This window comes from Anaerosolibacter carboniphilus, assembly GCF_014205875.1.
In the GTDB taxonomy this organism is placed as follows: Bacteria; Bacillota; Clostridia; order Peptostreptococcales; family Thermotaleaceae; genus Anaerosolibacter; species Anaerosolibacter carboniphilus.
In genome coordinates this window covers 49,264-66,856 of record NZ_JACHEN010000012.1, presented here as the reverse complement: position 1 = coordinate 66,856, position 17,593 = coordinate 49,264, and the positions used below count along the sequence as shown (strand labels likewise).

At 37.5% G+C, this 17,593-nt stretch carries 17 protein-coding genes; 4 read left to right on the top strand and 13 right to left on the bottom strand.

The window, feature by feature from the left end:
• Positions 1-38: 38 nt before the first annotated feature.
• Positions 39-617 (top strand): hypothetical protein, encoded by a 579-nt coding sequence (locus HNQ80_RS10775; protein ID WP_184310656.1) that lies wholly within the window; start codon positions 39-41, stop codon positions 615-617.
• Positions 618-746: 129 nt separating this feature from the next.
• On the opposite strand, the gene HNQ80_RS10770 is transcribed toward HNQ80_RS10775, so the two are convergent.
• The 8 genes from HNQ80_RS10770 to HNQ80_RS10735 form a co-directional block, all read right to left on the bottom strand.
• The gene (locus tag HNQ80_RS10770; protein ID WP_184310655.1) at positions 747-1,400 is read right to left on the bottom strand and encodes a M48 family metallopeptidase; all 654 of its coding nucleotides are present in this window, start codon (positions 1,398-1,400) and stop codon (positions 747-749) included.
• A 10-nt stretch (positions 1,401-1,410) separates the two neighbouring features.
• On the bottom strand, positions 1,411-4,320 hold the full coding sequence (locus HNQ80_RS10765) for an N-acetylmuramoyl-L-alanine amidase (protein WP_184310654.1): 2,910 nt from the start codon (positions 4,318-4,320) through the stop codon (positions 1,411-1,413).
• Positions 4,321-4,500: 180 nt separating this feature from the next.
• A complete protein-coding gene (locus HNQ80_RS10760; protein ID WP_330602828.1) occupies positions 4,501-5,226 on the bottom strand; it encodes a VCBS repeat-containing protein in 726 nt (241 codons plus the stop codon).
• Positions 5,227-5,387: 161 nt separating this feature from the next.
• Positions 5,388-6,167 (bottom strand): ABC transporter permease, encoded by a 780-nt coding sequence (locus tag HNQ80_RS10755; protein WP_184310653.1) that lies wholly within the window; start codon positions 6,165-6,167, stop codon positions 5,388-5,390.
• On the bottom strand, positions 6,168-6,953 hold the full coding sequence (locus HNQ80_RS10750; protein ID WP_184310652.1) for an ABC transporter permease: 786 nt from the start codon (positions 6,951-6,953) through the stop codon (positions 6,168-6,170). It abuts the gene before it with no gap.
• Positions 6,946-7,920 (bottom strand): ATP-binding cassette domain-containing protein, encoded by a 975-nt coding sequence (locus tag HNQ80_RS10745; protein WP_184310651.1) that lies wholly within the window; start codon positions 7,918-7,920, stop codon positions 6,946-6,948. Before HNQ80_RS10745 ends, HNQ80_RS10750 begins: the two co-directional genes overlap by 8 nt.
• 153 nt (positions 7,921-8,073) lie before the next feature.
• Positions 8,074-9,060: an ArsR/SmtB family transcription factor gene (locus tag HNQ80_RS10740; RefSeq protein WP_207726965.1), complete on the bottom strand. Its 987-nt coding sequence runs from the start codon at positions 9,058-9,060 to the stop codon at positions 8,074-8,076.
• A gap of 80 nt (positions 9,061-9,140) precedes the next feature.
• Positions 9,141-9,869 carry an MBL fold metallo-hydrolase gene (locus HNQ80_RS10735; RefSeq protein ID WP_184310649.1) on the bottom strand — a complete coding sequence of 243 codons (729 nt, stop codon included), beginning with the start codon at positions 9,867-9,869 and terminating at the stop codon, positions 9,141-9,143.
• Positions 9,870-10,182: 313 nt separating this feature from the next.
• On the opposite strand from HNQ80_RS10735, the gene HNQ80_RS10730 reads away from it, so the two are divergent.
• Positions 10,183-10,359, top strand: coding sequence for a hypothetical protein (locus HNQ80_RS10730; protein ID WP_184310648.1), 177 nt, complete (start codon positions 10,183-10,185; stop codon positions 10,357-10,359).
• 228 nt (positions 10,360-10,587) lie between these two features.
• Complete coding sequence (locus tag HNQ80_RS10725) at positions 10,588-11,169, top strand: LysM peptidoglycan-binding domain-containing protein (RefSeq protein WP_243183163.1); 582 nt, start codon at positions 10,588-10,590, stop codon at positions 11,167-11,169.
• Positions 11,170-11,279: 110 nt separating this feature from the next.
• On the opposite strand, the gene HNQ80_RS10720 is transcribed toward HNQ80_RS10725, so the two are convergent.
• The 3 genes from HNQ80_RS10720 to dhaS form a co-directional block, all read right to left on the bottom strand.
• On the bottom strand, positions 11,280-11,519 hold the full coding sequence (locus tag HNQ80_RS10720) for a YkoF family thiamine/hydroxymethylpyrimidine-binding protein (protein WP_184310646.1): 240 nt from the start codon (positions 11,517-11,519) through the stop codon (positions 11,280-11,282).
• 200 nt (positions 11,520-11,719) lie between these two features.
• The gene (locus HNQ80_RS10715; RefSeq protein ID WP_184310645.1) at positions 11,720-13,306 is read right to left on the bottom strand and encodes an oleate hydratase; all 1,587 of its coding nucleotides are present in this window, start codon (positions 13,304-13,306) and stop codon (positions 11,720-11,722) included.
• Positions 13,307-13,491: 185 nt separating this feature from the next.
• On the bottom strand, positions 13,492-14,046 hold the full coding sequence (gene dhaS, locus HNQ80_RS10710; RefSeq protein WP_184310644.1) for a dihydroxyacetone kinase transcriptional activator DhaS: 555 nt from the start codon (positions 14,044-14,046) through the stop codon (positions 13,492-13,494).
• Positions 14,047-14,452: 406 nt separating this feature from the next.
• Between dhaS and HNQ80_RS10705 the strand changes: the two genes are divergently transcribed.
• Complete coding sequence (locus tag HNQ80_RS10705) at positions 14,453-15,490, top strand: LysM peptidoglycan-binding domain-containing protein (RefSeq protein WP_184310643.1); 1,038 nt, start codon at positions 14,453-14,455, stop codon at positions 15,488-15,490.
• A 108-nt stretch (positions 15,491-15,598) separates the two neighbouring features.
• Here HNQ80_RS10705 and HNQ80_RS10700 read toward each other — a convergent pair whose 3' ends face one another.
• Together HNQ80_RS10700 and HNQ80_RS10695 are read right to left on the bottom strand one after the other, a co-directional pair.
• A complete protein-coding gene (locus HNQ80_RS10700) occupies positions 15,599-17,119 on the bottom strand; it encodes a M56 family metallopeptidase (RefSeq protein WP_184310642.1) in 1,521 nt (506 codons plus the stop codon).
• Positions 17,112-17,495: a BlaI/MecI/CopY family transcriptional regulator gene (locus tag HNQ80_RS10695; protein ID WP_184310641.1), complete on the bottom strand. Its 384-nt coding sequence runs from the start codon at positions 17,493-17,495 to the stop codon at positions 17,112-17,114. Before HNQ80_RS10695 ends, HNQ80_RS10700 begins: the two co-directional genes overlap by 8 nt.
• Positions 17,496-17,593: the final 98 nt, after the last annotated feature.

Sequence of the window (17,593 nt, the reverse complement as noted above, 5' to 3'; positions counted from 1 at the left end):
TTGAAGCCAAAACTACTTTATTTCAAGGAGGTTTTTATATGAAAGTCAAAGCCCTATTATTAACATTTGTTCTACTTACTTCACTTTTTGTAGGATGTACACAGCAGCCAGCACCAACGCCTGCTCCGGAACCAACAACACCGCCTCAGACAACACCTCCAGAGACTACACCTGATGTGGTAACAACAGCTTCTATCGTAGATAATGTAGAAGACTTTGAAGAGGCTATAAGCAATACTGGCACCTGGATTATCGCGACTGTAAACGATCTCTCTACCGATAAGGAGCTTGTCCTTGATGGCGAATTTAAGAATGGCAAAAAAGATGATGCTGGGAAGGATATCATTCAGCGTAAGATCGCTCTTTACACTCAGGATGAGAATCGAAATGTAACAGCTAGATTCACTTTAACCGCTCCGAAACTAACCATCAATAGCCCTAACGCTAGGATTCAAAGCGGGACTTTCAAAGGAGATGTATATGTTTCTGCGGCTAACTTTGAGTTAGTAGATGCTACCGTTGACGGAAACGTATTTTTTACGACGGATGACGCCAAGGCCACATTCAAAATGGATGACAAAAGTAAAGTAACTGGAAAGCAAGAGCTGAAGAAGTAATACTAGATTCAACAAAGAATCTCAAAATTTAAGAAGTCCTGACCAACATAAATACAAATCATGTTGATTAGGACTTCTTTTGTTGCCATATGCTTTGCGCTTCACTAAGGCTTTTTTATTCAACAAGTTTTACAACGTCATATCATGCCCGTGTCTTGCCAGATATTCTTGCTTTTTTTTATAATCTGGCACAATACTCCCGACACGGCGCCAAAAAGACCGATCATGGTTCATATGAATCAGGTGGCACAGTTCATGGATGATTACATAATCGATAATTTCCACAGGCGCCATGGCTAATCGATAATTAAAGGTTAGTTTCTTAGATGAACTACAACTTCCCCATTGGCTATTAGACTCAACGATTGCAATGTTTTTTGGCTTTACACCTAACTGTTGCTGATAGATCCTTATTCGCTCTTCAATGATCTTTGCACAACTTGTAATGTAGAATTTTTTAAGATTCTTCTTTAATTCTTCTTCCCCTAACTCCCCAGTCTTTATCAATTCATGGAGAAAATATTCTTTTCCAAGATAAAAGAATTTCCCTTGGTCATCATAGACTCTCGTCTTAGGTCTTTCCTTAATCTTTGTGATTTCATCTAATTTTGCTTTTATCCATTTACCATTCTGCTTTACAGCATGTATGATAGTCTCTTCACTTATATTCTTAGGAGCTTTCACGGTGATGAGGCCTATGGCATCAATGTGAATAGATAGTTTTTCCCGTTTTCCATATTGAATATCACATTCTATTATCCCATCTTCAATTTCTATCCTCATACATCCCGTCCTATTTAATGCTCTTCGATGGGCTAAAATATTGAACGATGGCATCCGCCATACTCTTGGCCAACAGTCCTTGTTCATTTTCATCGATCAACCACTCAAATTCATTTGGATTAGGTACAAAACCACTTTCAATAAGTATGGATGGTGTCCATGTCCCTCTGGTAACATAGAAGTTTTTATTGTGGATTCCCTTATTATTTCGCTTTAACGTATTGATTGTATAGTTAAAAACTGTCTCTGAAAGGGGTTGAGCAAATTCTTCTCGATAAAACACCGAGAATCCATCAATTTTTGATATATCCACATTGTCCCCCATACTATTGGCATGAATAGATATAAACATATCAGGTCTTGCATTTCTAGAAGCAGCTAGGCGTTCTTCAAGGGATACATTTTTGTCCTCGGTCCTTGTCATGAGAACGGTAGCCCCAAGCTTCTCCAGCTCTGCTCGCAGCTTCATAGCAGTATTTAGGTTTATTACTTTTTCTGAACTATCTAACCCCAGGGGCCCTTGGGCTCCCGAGTCACTTCCACCATGGCCTGGATCCACCATGATCATTATTCCTGAAAGGGGCTCAGTGCCTTCTTTTGCAACTACAGGTCTTTTAATATTTAAGATTAACCCCGTATCTGTTTTTTCAACGTGATAACCTTCGATGGGCTGATTTTCTTTTAGGGTAAAAATATATTGAACTTTGTTTCCGTTTTTGGAAACAACAACGGATGAAAATAGTGATTCCTTTGGTAAAACAGGTGTAACAGCTGATGAAGTGTTCGAAATATCAAGCTTTATCGATGTCCCGTCAAAAGATGGAAATGCGCTTACAGGGGAAGACATATCTAGCTTTAATGTATCCCAACCCTCCCCTACGGTATACTCCGCTGCTTTAACCTTTGATTGTAATTGAGATTGGGTTGTATAAATTTTTACATTCTCTTTTTTTACCCATTGACCTGCAGATAAACGAATGTAATCACCTGTCATTCCTGTTATATAATCTACCATTCCCTTATAAAGCTCGTAGTCCGCTCCATTAGATGAAGCAGGCGTAGCGTAGGTATCTACGACATCTTTGATCACTTCTGCATAGAAAGGTGAGCTTTCCATAATCACGCCTATCTTAGCTGGAGCCGTTTGCGTTTTTGCAACACCTTGGTAGTTCATAGAATATTCAGGTGCCCCTAAATCAATATTACGAGGCTCACCTTTATAAGCTGGAATGGTGTATTCATAAGTAAAGGTATCGGCATAGATTCCATTGCCAATAGATGCCGTATTGGAGGATTTCATATCATAGTTCTTTCCATCAATTTTCACCGTTACCTTAGCGCCTATAGGTGCTTGGCAGGAAAGGGTTATTTTTTCTCCTGTCATACGATATACCTGGGCTTGTGGAGAAACAGATGCGGCAGGAATTTCTGCTACATTCATTTCTTTAAGTGCTGTAGAAGGAATTTCTCTGTTAATTACACGTGTAACAGAAGAAGCTCCTTGGGAAAATGTGAATATATTTTCGCCCTCAACAAGGGAGACTAACACACCAAAGTAACCATTTTTAGAACGATTTTCTACAACTTGTCCATTGAGATATAATGGCTGTTTTGGATCAGAAGTCCCATACAGGTAAAACTGACTTAGATTTGTCTTTGTATTGTCCGATGGCTTTGCAACACTAAGAGGCCTCGACCCAATGCTTCCATCCCGCTGTAGATAGGTGTCCTTGATCACTGCACTTAGGGCAAGATTATCCCGCAGAGATTTTTGGCTGAAAAAGATGCTTCCCTTTACTTCTGGATAATCTGCATTTAGTTTAAGCTGCTTTTCAATTTCAGCGACACCATACCACGGACTGGCTGGGTCGGTATTTCCGGCACGATAAGCTGCCTGTCCAATATATAGATCTACCCCAGTACCGTACACTGTATCCTTCCACCAGGATAGCAGCTTACTATAGTCTGCCGCTGTGAATCCAATATTCCAGTATATCTGAGGAGCGATATAATCTATCAAACCCTCTTTTACCCATTTTCTTGAATCGGCAAACTGATCATAATATGCCTGCATACCTTGCGTATCACTACCAAGAGGATTTGTTTTCTTGTTTGCCCATATACCTACAGGGCTAATCCCAAAGCGTATGTTCTTTGAAGTCTCCAGGATGGCTTTTGATAAATCACGGATAAGGATGTTCACATTCTCTCTACGCCAATCACTGATATTTCCATAGGCAGTTCCATACTTTTCATAGCTTGCCTTGTCATTGAAGTCCTTGCCCGGATAGAAATAGTCATCAAAATGGATGCCATCCACCTCATAATTATTAATGATTTCCAAGATACCATCGATAACTAATTTTCTAACCTCTGGCAGTCCCGGATCATAGTACAGATTTCCATCGGTATGTTTTACAATCCAATCAGGATGTAATCGCGCTGGATTGGAAGGATCCAGTGATGCAACGTCATGTTTTGGATCTGCAGCCGTTTTTTTCGTCACCCTGTAGGGATTGATCCATGCATGCAATTCTATTCCCCGTTTATGAGCTTCCTCAATCCAAAATTTTAGAGGATCGAAATCATCTTTAGGCACTAACCCTTGGGTTCCGGTCAAGTACTTTGACCAAGGAAACAACTGTGATTTATAGATTGCATCTGATGTTGGACGAACCTGTAAAAAAACTGCGTTTAGTCCTGTATCCACTGCATGATCAAGTATCTTTACTGCCTCATCTTTCAATAATTCGGGCTCAATGGTTGCCTGTGATGGATAGTCAATATTTATTACCGTCGCTACCCATACACCGCGGAGCTCTCCCTCTTCCATGGCACTAACAGATACACCAGGTATTAGTCCATGTAGGACCAATGTGGCAATAATAAGAAAAATGCTGATTTTGACTGTCTTTTTCATGGTTCACCTCTCGATTCATTATGTAGATTCATCATTTTCAATAAAATTTCTACACATCTATGGAGATGACCTTCTCCTTCAAGTATTCTTAATATAATTGTAACAAACTCTCGCTTTCAACAAAGAAAATGAGAACTTCCTTTCACTAGAAAGCTCTCATTTCTATTAAACGATTTTTCTCTATTTCTTTGCTCCAAAAATGGCTACATATTGATCTGACAGATTAAACTGTCTTTTATTCCATTTTAATGTTGTTTGAACATATCCCAAGGAATCTGCATTGTATCTGCCTGCAATCCTTTGAAAAGCAAACAAATCATATATCCCGTCTGAATCAAAATCGATTGGATAAAGACCGCCTAAAGGATTTACAAATCCTTGAATCGGAGCCTTCAGCTTACCATTTGCTTGATATATTTCATTCAAATAGTCTTTTTCTCTATCTGATATATCAATCAAGTATCGCGTACGCTCTGTAGTATTCACTACCTCCACCTTATAGTTATCCTTGTAAGTCACGTCATACTTATAAGTTTCATTAAACACCTCATAATCAAATAATAATCTGGGCATGTTCCTGATGTCTGAATAGATGTAATAATACATCATTCCACCGCTTCCACCTGAATTAATGCCGACCATGATATCCTTTACGCCATCACCTGTGAAATCTCCTAAAAATAGGGTAGGATTATATCCTGCATCTGATTTAAGAGGAACATGATGGGTCATCCCCGTTCTCCCATCTTGAATCATAAGCGTAATTTTTTGAATAAAAGGACTATCAGGGGTCTTTACACCTGTAAGATAGACATAATCGGGTACGCCATCACCATTTACATCGCCCCATACTGAATAAACAACTTTAGCATTCATTGGATTTAGGTCACGATACCAATTATACACAATATCCTCCTCCAAAAGCATTTCAGATTTATTATTATCATATGCTTTGATATTGGGATTGTGCAAAACAACGATTGATACACCTACTGACCAATGTCCTGAAAACAGTTATGAGATTAATGTTAGGTATTTCTCTTCTTTAAATGATGTGCTGTCATTTATCAATATGCTTCCAATGTCGCAGAAACTCTAGCCTTATATTCAAAGTATCCGTAAAGTACAAAACCAATGAAAATATATACACTTCCTATCATAAGATCTATTCCCAATAGCTGTAGTGCACTAAGCAAATTTCCTTTTGCAATAATAATTCTTGAAGCATCAATACTGCGAGTAATTGGTATTAGATTTGATAGGAGATACATCCCTTCCGGTAATCTTTCCCTACTAAAGCTTGCACCTGTTAGTATATAAAGTATCATATTCGATACGTTAAGAAAAAGATGAATTTCTCTCATCACCAATGCAATACTGCCGAGAACCAATCCTATACCCATACCACCAATCATTGCAACAAGTATCGATAAGGCAAAAGCAAGTATATTGGTACCAGTAAAATTCAGTCCAAAGAATATTACACCAATGATTAATCCAATGATCACCGTAAAAGATGCATCTAAGACATTGAAAAAAGCTCTGGCAAGGAAAACATATAGTTTATTAGAAGGAGAAGCTATGATTAATTGCAAAGTTCCTTGATCTCTATCACTTCTAAGCATGCCGCCCACAGCAAATACCGCATTCTTTGTGCATAATAAGAATGCATTCCCTAGAATCCAAGGAGTTATATCCTGAGATTTATATACAAATTGAACCATAGTGGTATAAAAAATCATTTGAAGTGCTGGATCAATAATCTTATAGATGATATACATTTTGGGATCTAACCAGCCCAATAAGGCCTTAAATGAAATGAAAGATATCCTGAAAAATCTTGCCAATTACACCACCTCCAAAGTTGCTTCTTTTCTTGCCTTGATATCAATTATTCTATAGAACGTAAAATAGCCAATCGTATAAAGTATTGTTACAAAAATCAATCCAAACATATAATTTATAAACACGTTATAGTCGTTGATTCCGTTAATACTCATTCTAGCTAATTTTAGTACATAAGTAGGACTGAGAATATAGGATATAGGCTTAACCCATGAAGGTAATAATTCGACTGGAAAGAGTGTTCCGCATAGAATGAATATTGGGTAATCGATGCAGTTCATCAAAACCCTAGTATTTCTAGAAATCGCCAATAATCCAGAAAGTAACATGGCAATGGCAGCAAAAGAAACCACACCGACAAGGAGACTGATCGTAAATAATACCGGATGAACCATAGTAAATTTTACATTGAAAAGTAAATTCACAACCAGGAAGCTGATCACCATGGAGAAAATACCTAGTATCGTATTCCCCATAACTTTACCAAGCATAATAATCCGAAACTTTGTTGGTGCAGAAAAGATCACTTCCAAAGCCCCCATAAACCGTTCTCTATCAATATCTCCGGCTGATGAAAAGCTTATAGATGTCCACATGCTTGTGACTGCGGTTCCTAAAAAAACATATGAAATAAGGGTCACGTCATTTTTGCCTGCATAAATAAAATAGAAAGTAATTGCTGAAAGAATTGGATAGGCAATAATACAAAACTTAAACATGGATCTGGAAAAGGATTGTTTCATTTGCAGCTTACAGCTTGCCATAATAACCCTAATATTATCACGCACTATAATCCCCTCCAATGATTTTCAAGTACACATCTTCCAGCGTTGCTTCTCTCATTAAAATAGACTTGACATTGTTCTCACTCAGCTGATCATTTATCAGAGACATGATCTTTCTTGGATTTCTACAATCGATTTTCAATTTATACCCCACATCGTTTGGAATGACATCCACACCTGTAACGTGCTCGATATTATTTAACCTCAATAGTGTATCCTCTTTCAATGTATGTATTTCTACTTCTATGACGGATGAATCTATATTTTCTTTTAGCTTTTCACTGGTATTGAGTGCGAAAAGCTTTCCTTTATTTATGATCGCAATCCGGTCGCAAAGCTCATCCGCCTCCTGCATATAATGGGTCGTGAGTAGTATTGTTTTTCCCTCGCTAGATAATTGCTTTATTATTTTCCTAAGCGTTTTAGCCCCAACAGGATCTAGCCCAATCGTAGGCTCATCAAGAAATAACACTTCTGGATCATTTACCAACCCCCTCGCAATCTGCAATCTCTGTTTCATTCCTTTTGAAAATGTTTCAACCTTATATTGCGCTTTATCGCCAAGTCCAACCATATCTAGCAATTTCTCAATTCTATCTTTTTTGACACGCTCAGGAACATGGTATAAATCACAAAAATAAGAAAGATTATCGTATGCTGAAAGCCTCCAATAAAGACTTCTTTCACCTCCGAAAATAAAATTTATCTTTCTTCTAAGCTCTTTTTCTTCCCCAAAGCAATTGTGACCCAAGACTACCGCCTGTCCAGACGTTGGAGCCAAAAGCGTTGTCAGAATTTTGATTGTACTTGTCTTCCCTGCGCCATTCGGCCCCAGCAAACCAAAAATCTCACCTCTCTCTACTTCAAAGCTAATATCCCTTATAGCGTTTATTATTTTTTTGTCCCTTTTGATGATACCTAAAGAAGTTTCATAATCTCTCTTCAAGTTTCTAACCATAATCACGCTCATAAAAAATCCCCCTTACAAAGATAATTCTATATAAATCTAATTCGATTATCATCGTATCATATTTATTTTTCTAAATCAATCCAATATTGTTTTTTCACAAAAAAAATAACTAGATCTCTCATCTAGTTATTCATGACTTGATTTTTAATTTTCTTATTTTTCAATAAAACGTCTCATCCCATCGCAGAACCGATTATACTCTTTTCTATTTATACTAAAATACTTCGTGTTTTTTTCACGTTCTTCGTGAATGAGTCCTATAGATCGTAACTGTTCCAAATGATGGGATACTGTAGAAGTTACAATGCCAAGTTCATTTGCCAATTCTTTACCATACATCGGTCTTACAGATAACTTTTCAATAATCTCAAGACGGGTCTGGTCACCAATAATTTTCAATGCATTTACAAGCATATTTTTATTATATCCATCAGCTTCTTGAGTGGGGTAAATAACAACCTGAGTTTTTTCATTGAATGTGCGCATAGGTTGATGCCCATAAAAATACGATGGAATGAAATAATACGTATTAAAATCAAATACTCTTTTAAACTTTTTGCCCATAATGCCTTGAGCCACATCCAATGGCATCTTGGATTTCAAATCCAGACTAACCTTTGATATGCTATCCTCATATATGGTTTCCTCAACCAATAGTTCTACGACTTCTTTATTTAGGATCTTAAATACGTCAATTAATTTATCAACAAATTCATCGGTTCTTTCAAATACAAACCTCATACTGTTGCAATTATATCGCTCTAGATATTTATTATTCGCAATAATTCCTTGGATCGAGTCAAATTTCTCTATTAGCAACTCGATTTCTGACCTTGAAAATTCTTCTCCACATAATAAATATAAAAAATCGTTCTTCGCATAGTTTTTTAATACGCTCTCAAGCCTATAAATGTCATGAATATTCTCCTCATAAAGATATAATTCAAACAATTCACATCCTTCGATTCTAAAATCTTTAAACAAATCTAAGAATGAATCTTGGCTATCATTAAATTGAATTTGCCGATAAGTTCTGTCTTTTATTACTCGATTTAGCAGCGCTACCATTTCTATATAATATGCTGGTTTATTTATAATTCTTAACTCAAACTCTCTAGCCATTATATCACCTAATTTCATAGTAATATTTGAATTATATCATCTAATTCTATATTTGTCGAATTAGCATGGACGCTATGTATCCGCCCATTTAATATCAATTAGTTTGTAACAATTTTTTCTAAAGATGCTTTAACATTTTTCGTATATACGCCACCATGATAACAGACAATCCTATCTATCTCATAGCTTAGCAGCTTTTTTATAGATTCTTTCGCTTCTATCATATCTAGGGTATATTGTGGATTGGCCATACATAACTGCTCATTCTCTACTACCATTGCATCACCTGCAATCAAAGTCTTGCTCTCCTTTGCATAGATACAGATGTGTCCTGGCATATGACCTGGTGTAGCAATTACTTCAACGCCTCCACACCATGGAAAGAAATCTTTATCTTTCAAGCAGTGATCTACATCTACCGTTTCTATGGATGCAAGCAGTGCTTCAAACCGTTTTGCATTCTCTTTTTCTCCTTCTGGAAGACTATTATATATTCTTTCTGCTTGTTGCAGTCGTAAAGATTTCTCTTTCCCACTAATATACTTTGCTTCTTCAGCAGAAGAAAACACTTGAATATGGGGGTATTCTCTTTTAAATTCAGCCAGTGCCCCCATATGGTCAAAATCATGATGGGTGATGATGATCTTGGTCAACCGATTCATATCAATGCCATTTGATTTAGCAGTGTTTTTTATTAAATGCAAGAAATGTGGATATCCACAGTCAATCAAAACCATCTCGTTTTCATCCCTTAGGATCACTGGGAAAATTGTGTTTTCATTACCGTTAAAATCGAACTTTATTTTTAAAACCAGTATCTTTTCCATCGTTTCACTCCTCTATCTTTCATTTATCCTGAACTTATCCAGTTCTGAATATGCTCTCATCATATATCTTTTTAATAATCGTTGTATATATTGGAATTTGAATCTTCGTAAATTCATGGATAAGCCTTCCTATAGAATAATAACATAATTTTACACAAATAAGAAACAGCCATAGTCTCATATATGTCATCCTTTACTTCTACAGGTTTCCAAAATTTCCTCTAAATATAATTAACAACGAAAAAAGATTGCATAGATTTTAAGGTTAAGTTCATACTATTCTTGAATCATTTTAATGAAGGAGGTGTTTCATTTGCCTGGAAAAGCAAAACAACAAGTTGATCAAAGTATGGCAACTGTACAAACTGCTGTTAGCTCATTACAGCAAGCTCTTAATTCAGCAGAAAAGCAAGACAATAAAAATAGAATTCAACAAGCAATAAATTCACTTAACTCTGCATACCAACAATTGTCTGGATATCAAGATTAATGGAGCATTAAGCTTACTGTCTTAAAAAAGGGTAAGGTCAGTCTATACTGACCTTACCCTTTTTTCTCCGTTATATTCTAATGATAATGACAAAAAAATTATGAAAAAATAGCAATTTATAATGCTGTCTCATATGATATTATATCGATTTCTATAAGTTTAAATAACTCATTTCACTTCTTAGTTTTAAAAAAGAACAACGAAATAATTAATATGGAGGTAATATCTATGTTTAGACAGCTTCCACGGATTCCACGGAACTGTCCTCCTGCGTTTCTAGGCAGGTATACAGTTCAATCAGGGGATACGTTTTTTACCATCGCACAAATGTTCAGAGTAAGAATAGAAGGACTTTCGGTAAATAACCCACACATCCAAGATCCTAACCTCTTATTCCCTGGAGATGTCCTTTGCGTGCCCGGGCTCATTCCCTATCCCTGTTCTATTATTTTAAAACCTCAAGTACGTGTACCTTTTGGAACAAGCGGCGTAGCTTATGTGAATTTTGCTCCTAGGGGAGGGCAGGCCATAAGCTTTATGGCAACACTGCCATCACCTGCAACGTTCGGCAACTTCGACATGTACACAGGTGAAATATTGATCCCCGCTATTGGCGGCTATGGTAATCAATTGTTTCCAACACCAGAGGATCCACCTACTTGGTCATCTAGGGTTGAGCTTCCTACCGTTGTAACGATTACTCCAAACTCTAGAGCAGTAATTCGCCCATCTAATTCATTCACTGGAATATCTGGCCCCATTATCCTAGAAGCTGTTATTCGTAGCTCTAGCTGCCAGCCTCAGCAATAACAGCTTGATGCTCCTCTACCTATTCCTCTTTTGATGAACACCTGATTCATAAATAGATTAACCTCTATCGAAAACCATAAAGGCATCCCTCTGGATGCCTTTCGTTTTACCTATTTACCTGCATTCGTTATTGTAACCACCATACTTATTTCTCCACCGCTATTTTCAGCTTCTGTAAACATTGATTCTAAACTTCTAAAGATTTGATCTTTCGTTCCTGTCAATCTTGTATTCATTGAATTCACATTATAGCTGATATTACTATTCCTTAACACATTAATAGAACTATCTATTACATTTGTAGCATGGGTAGTCTTTAATGGATATATAGCAACTTCTGCGTTGATCATCTGCTTTCACCTCCTTATCCTTTTTTCGCTTTCCTTAGTAGTATGCTAATCATACCAAAGGGATATACTCCATCAGATTTTTAAAGATTTTTATACATCCATCATAAAATACATCCTTTAACCTTTACTTTGTCAAGGAAATGAAGATGACAAAAGCACCCATCGTTCTGACAGGCGCTTTTCAATATAATTTCTCTCTTTTATCTAAAACTAGTGTTCAAAGCTTTCAGCAGCGTACGGATATCATAATGATAGGGCGTAACAGGACAAATCTTCTTATCCAAGCCCATCAGTGTATACACGGCAATACGTGCCGCACGAACTGAGAATTCTTCAGTAAATACCATATCTTCAGGGATTTCAACAAATTGGCTGATCATGGCAAAATTGGTTGAGCCTTCTGGCACCACCTTCGGTCTATCCGTCATAGCTCTCGGCTGGAACTGGGCATCAATATATGGCATCATGCAAGGGATTACATTCACAACATCTCTCATGATTTCATCCAAGTCTTCTTCAAAATGGAGATGATGGAGCAGTTCAATGAGGATTTCTTCGCCAGTACAATCTCGCATAGGTTTCTTTACATAGTCGCCAACCTTATCCGTGTATAAGCCGTAACCCCAGAATATAGTTTCATCGGCCCCTTGGGCTTTAAAATGGGGCTGTGCTGCTATAACGATAGACATGAGCCAGTTGGATTCTTTAAAAGTCATCAATGCTCCGCTTCCTGGGACATTACGGGAATATTTCTCAATCATTTTCAACAGTTTGTTGCCTCTCATCGTTACAGTAAAGGATTCCCAATTGGTTTCTTCTGGATTGCCAAAGAAAGGTTTCGGATTGCCAAGACCACTTTTTTTCATGGCAATATTCGCCCATAAATTTCCGGAAACTGGGTCTTTTACTTTAAAAGGCGCAGGGGTATGAAAATCTCCTAAGGTTGCGCAATCCGTCATGCAGCCGTTGGTAATAATACAAAGATCACCCTCACGGAGCTGGATCATGCCATCACCATTTTCATCTCTATAGTGGATGGCAGTAACAGTAATATCATCACATTCTTCAAAATCAAGATCAGTCACTGTACATTTGATAGTAAAGTCAACACCATGGTCATCCAAGTAGGCTTTCAGTGGCAGAATTACTGAGTCATATTGGTTGTAAGGTGTTCTGGTAACCCCTTCTAACGTTTGAATTCTAGAAAATTCGAACATCATGCGGAACATATAGCGTCGAAATTCAAACAGGCTGGACCATTTCTGAAAAGCAAAGGTGGTTTGCCACATATACCAGAAGTTTGTTTCAAAGAAATGAGGGCCAAACCAATCGGATATTTTCAAGTAATCTAATTTTTCTTCTGGTGTCAACAGGAGCTTTCCCATTGCTATACGATCATTGTTATCAAAACCCATGCTCATAACGTCCAGCACCTCACCCGCTTTGTTGATTAGACGAGCGTTGGCATGGGTTGGATGAGCATGGTCAAAAGCAATGATTTCATCGGTTACACTTATACCTTCCTGCTCAATGGAAGGTATTGATGAAAAAAGTTCCCAGAAGTTTTCGTAGGTTTCCTCATTGAGCATCCGACCGCCACGGCATATAAAACCTCCTTTCGATGTACCAATCCCGTCATTGGAGCCACCCAAAATATGCATACTTTCCAAAACGTGGATATTTTCGCCCTTGAAGTCACAATCACGAATAAGATATGCGGCGCCTGCCAGTGAGGCAAGCCCTCCACCTACGAAGTAAGCCTGTTTATTGCTATAATCTTTTTCCATAGTTGTTCCCTCCCATAAAGTTTTATTTGCAGGATTTTTTCCTTGTGACCCTATTGTAATCAATGTTAGCGAACAACACTATAGACAATGAAGGCACAGTGTCAAAAGTTTCGACACTGTACCTTCATTGTAAAGATTTTAGACAAATAAACTTATTTGTTTAAAATTACTCTATAAAATTCTCTCTATTGCTCATATTTAAGCAGCGCTCTATGGATATCACCTGTAATCAGCTTGCTTAACTTATCGATAGTATCCTCAGGTCGCTCCTTCATCCCAGTCCGAATCCACTCCAGCATTAATCCTACAAAGGCATACTTATAAAAGTCCGCAATGAACTGTTTATCCACTTCAGATACACGCATTCCCTCGGCTTTTTCATTTACTACATCTATCAGCAGCTTGTAAACTACATCATATAAATATCGCTCCAGGTGCTCACGCCCTATGGAATGATATGCATTGACCACCAATGTTTTATTTTGTTCTACATATTGAAAAGCTTGTAAAAACCCCTGTTGCCAGGTATCATAAGTTTTATTGTTTGAAATAACCTTTGTAGCTTCGTTTACAAATATCCATTCCAACAGCGCATAGACATCTTGAAAATGATAATAAAAGGTTTGACGATTCACCTCACAGTCCTGCACAATATCCTTCACTGTAATTTTATCGAGGGTCGTTTTCTCTAAAAGCTTTTTAAGTGATGCTGCAAGCGCCTTTTTTGTTGTCAGTGACACAGTTACGCACCTCCATTTTCTCTAGATTTTACGTTTGCTATAAATCTGACATGAACAAATAGATATGTCCTTGAATACCCTGACATAACCTTATAAAAATAAAATGGCATACTTCCCTTGACGCATTCTCTTATTATATTTACATCCATCTTTAGTCATCAACTTTATAATTACATTTTAACTGTATAGCTGCAGGCTTTGTATCTTCTAACTTTCATCCAATATGCAATTAAATGGTATCCGAGGAAAATTGTTGAATTATTTTTAATTTTGTGTTAACATTTTATCATAAATCAACTTCTTTGCAGAGTTTCATTTACAAATATTGCAAAGAATTGATTAATAAGTCATTAAGGGGGTAGTTCATGTGAAAAAGAAACTTGCAACAATCTTAGCTTTATTGGTTTTGCTATCATCGTCCGCAGTTTATTCACAGCAACCATCAGCAGTTGATACGATTGCTGCAGCTTCTACCTGGGTAGAAGAAACTCCAGTCAAACCAGCAGCACCTGCAACAACGACTAAAGCAGCACCAAAAGCAACTCCAGCCGCAACAGAGACAAAAACAACCAGCGCTGCGGTAGGTGAAGGTCAGGTATATGTTGTCGTTAGTGGTGACATGTTGTGGAAGATTGCTCAAAAGCATAATCTTACTTTAGAGCAACTTTTAGCATTGAATCCACAATTAAAGAATCCAAACAAGATAGCTGTAGGTCAAAAAATTATCGTTGCAGCTGCAGCTCCATCTGCTACTGCATCTGCCACTACATCTGCTGCTGTACCAAGCAGTGTAAAAGTTTATCAAGGATTAGGACATACTACAACTTTCCGTAATGGTCCTGGCACAGACAGTGAAGGGGTACCTGTTTATAGTTTCAACGTTGCTATGGCTCAAGCTACCTTCGATGCTGAAGGAAGAATCCTAAGCGTGTACATAGATGGTTATGAAGTTTCTACACCAAACTATGACGGAGCATCCATGCCGCATTTTTCAGGATGGCCTGACAAAGAAGGATACAATGTAACAGACCATGACGCTGAAAAAGTAACTGGAGTATCTGTAAACACAAAAGAATCAGCTGCTGCTGAAGTTAATGGATGGCAGACCAAACGTCAACGTGGAGATAGCTACCATATGAATCCAGCCAATGAATGGTATAAGCAAATGGATTTCTTCCAAAAATTCTTTGTTGGTAAAACTGTAGCTGAATTAGAAGCTTGGTTCGAAAAGAATACAACTGCAGCTGGTCGTCCAATAAAAGCATCTACAACGAATGAAGCGGAACTTGCTAAGTTAGCGAAACTTACAGATGCAGAAAAGGCTGCCCTTGCTGATGTTGTTTCTGGTGCTACAATGTCCATTAGAGATGCCCATGGCGATTTCTTAGGTGCTGTAGCCAATGCTTATGAAAATCGTGTTGAAGTAGTAATTCCAGTTAAATAATCTATGTAATACGGCTCTTAAAATTTATTAAAACATATAGAGTCAACCCCCATCTTCTATGACCTTGTATGCACAGAGAGATTGTAAAGTGGGGGTTGAATTCTTTTCTTAGTATTTACTTTCCCTATCAATAATATCTTGAAGCAAGTCTATATTCTCTGCTAACACAGAAAGATCTCCATATTTTTCTTCGAACGAACGTCTTTGGAATGTGAAAGCAGTATCATATTTTGAGACATCAAGTTTTCCTTCAGATTGTGAAATTCGAAATGCAAAGGTTATTTCATCAAGATTATCAATCATGCAAAATGCAATAAGTGCATTTGTCCTGAAATTTGCTTCAATAGCAGAATCTGGTGTAACAATAGGCCATACACCTTCATACTTTTCATCCGATGCTGGTTCATAGTATATAGTAAGGCCATAAGGTCGTTCTTGCGTTTTCAAGGAAATATACTGATGTCTGAAATATTTATCTGGGGCAGGCAGACGGCCAGCAACTCCAGAAACCTTAATGTAGTTCCCCACATAGGGTGTTTTATATTTTGATATGTCCGTTAACCAGCTATCGGTTTCTATACTCTCCACTACAGTTTTGTTTTTTTCTGGTACATCCTTGCCAATCCCAACGCCTGCTCCTACATATAATGCGCCAAAAACAACACATCCTAGCAAAATTGCTGAGAAAATCACTCTATATTTTGATGTTTCTCTATAATTCATAATTGCGATCAATCTTTCCTTTAAACTCTTCTTCTCCTCACACATCGTTGCCTGTAAAACCCCAGCAGGATATTTATGCTCTGCCACGATAGATATTAAAGTATCCCCATAGGCTTGTTTTTCTGACGCATTCAGGCTTCTGATAACCGCTTCATCACAGGCTAATTCACAAGCATAATTGATTTCCTTTTTAATAAAGTACACCAGTGGATTAAACCAATGAATGGATGTAGCGATCATCATCAGCCATTTTACTACAATGTCAAAACGTTTAAGATGTATAATTTCATGGCGTAGAACATGCTTCAGTTGATTTTCACAAAAGTCAATGTCTGGAATGATTATATACGGTCTTAAGATTCCAATCAACATGGGGGTAGTCACAAAACGGTTGCGTACAAGACTCACATTTTTTCGCCCATTCAATAAGGCGGTCAATATTCTGTTTTCCTCATCCGTTGCTGGTTTATTCCCTTGTCTTAAATTTTTCAAAAACCGAATATAGCCAGCTATATTCACAGTAACGGCTGTAATCGTTCCAAATAACCATATATATAAAACATACTGATACAATAGATCCCTAAAATATCTATTGTGGTCTGTATCACCATTATAGAGCCCACTTTTTACGTTTGTCTTTACATTGGGCATTATGGATGTACTTCTAGGACTTTCGCTTTGAGCACTTATATCCATAAAAGGACTGTTGCTATAAAACACATCGTTCATGATACTGTCTTCAAAGGAAAGTGGAAGTATAAGTCTTAGGAGTATTACGATCCAAATGTAGTATTGTATAGACTTTGAAAGCCTGTGCTTTATCAATGGCTTTATAGCAAACAGTAAGATTGCAAGAATGCTGCCTGATAGAGAAAGAGACAGTACAAGTTTAATGGTTTCACTCATCGCGCTCACCAACCTTAAATAGCGCACGCAACTCTTCGATATCAGTATTATCGAGCTTTTTGCTTCCCAAAAGAGATGCAATAAGGTTTTTTGCGCTGCCGGCGTACAACCGATCAATTAAGTTTTGTGTAGTATATTCATTATACTCTGACTCACTCACCAAAGGCTTATAGTAGAACACGTCTCTCTTGGTTGCCAGAACAACCCCCTTTTCACAGAGTCTACGTAACAATGTTTTTATTGTGGAAGTTTCCCATTTACTCTTTTCTTCAAGGGTTCTTCTAATATCTGCCAGGGGCAGCTCACAACCTGCCTCCCACAATACACGCATGACTTCAACTTCTGAATCCGTTATCTTTGAAACTATTTTACTCATATGAATCCCTCCATTCGAGTTACAAGTGTAACCTTGCAATCAGTTTACACTTGTAGCCTCCACATGTCAATAGAGAACTCATATTTTTTCTACACAGA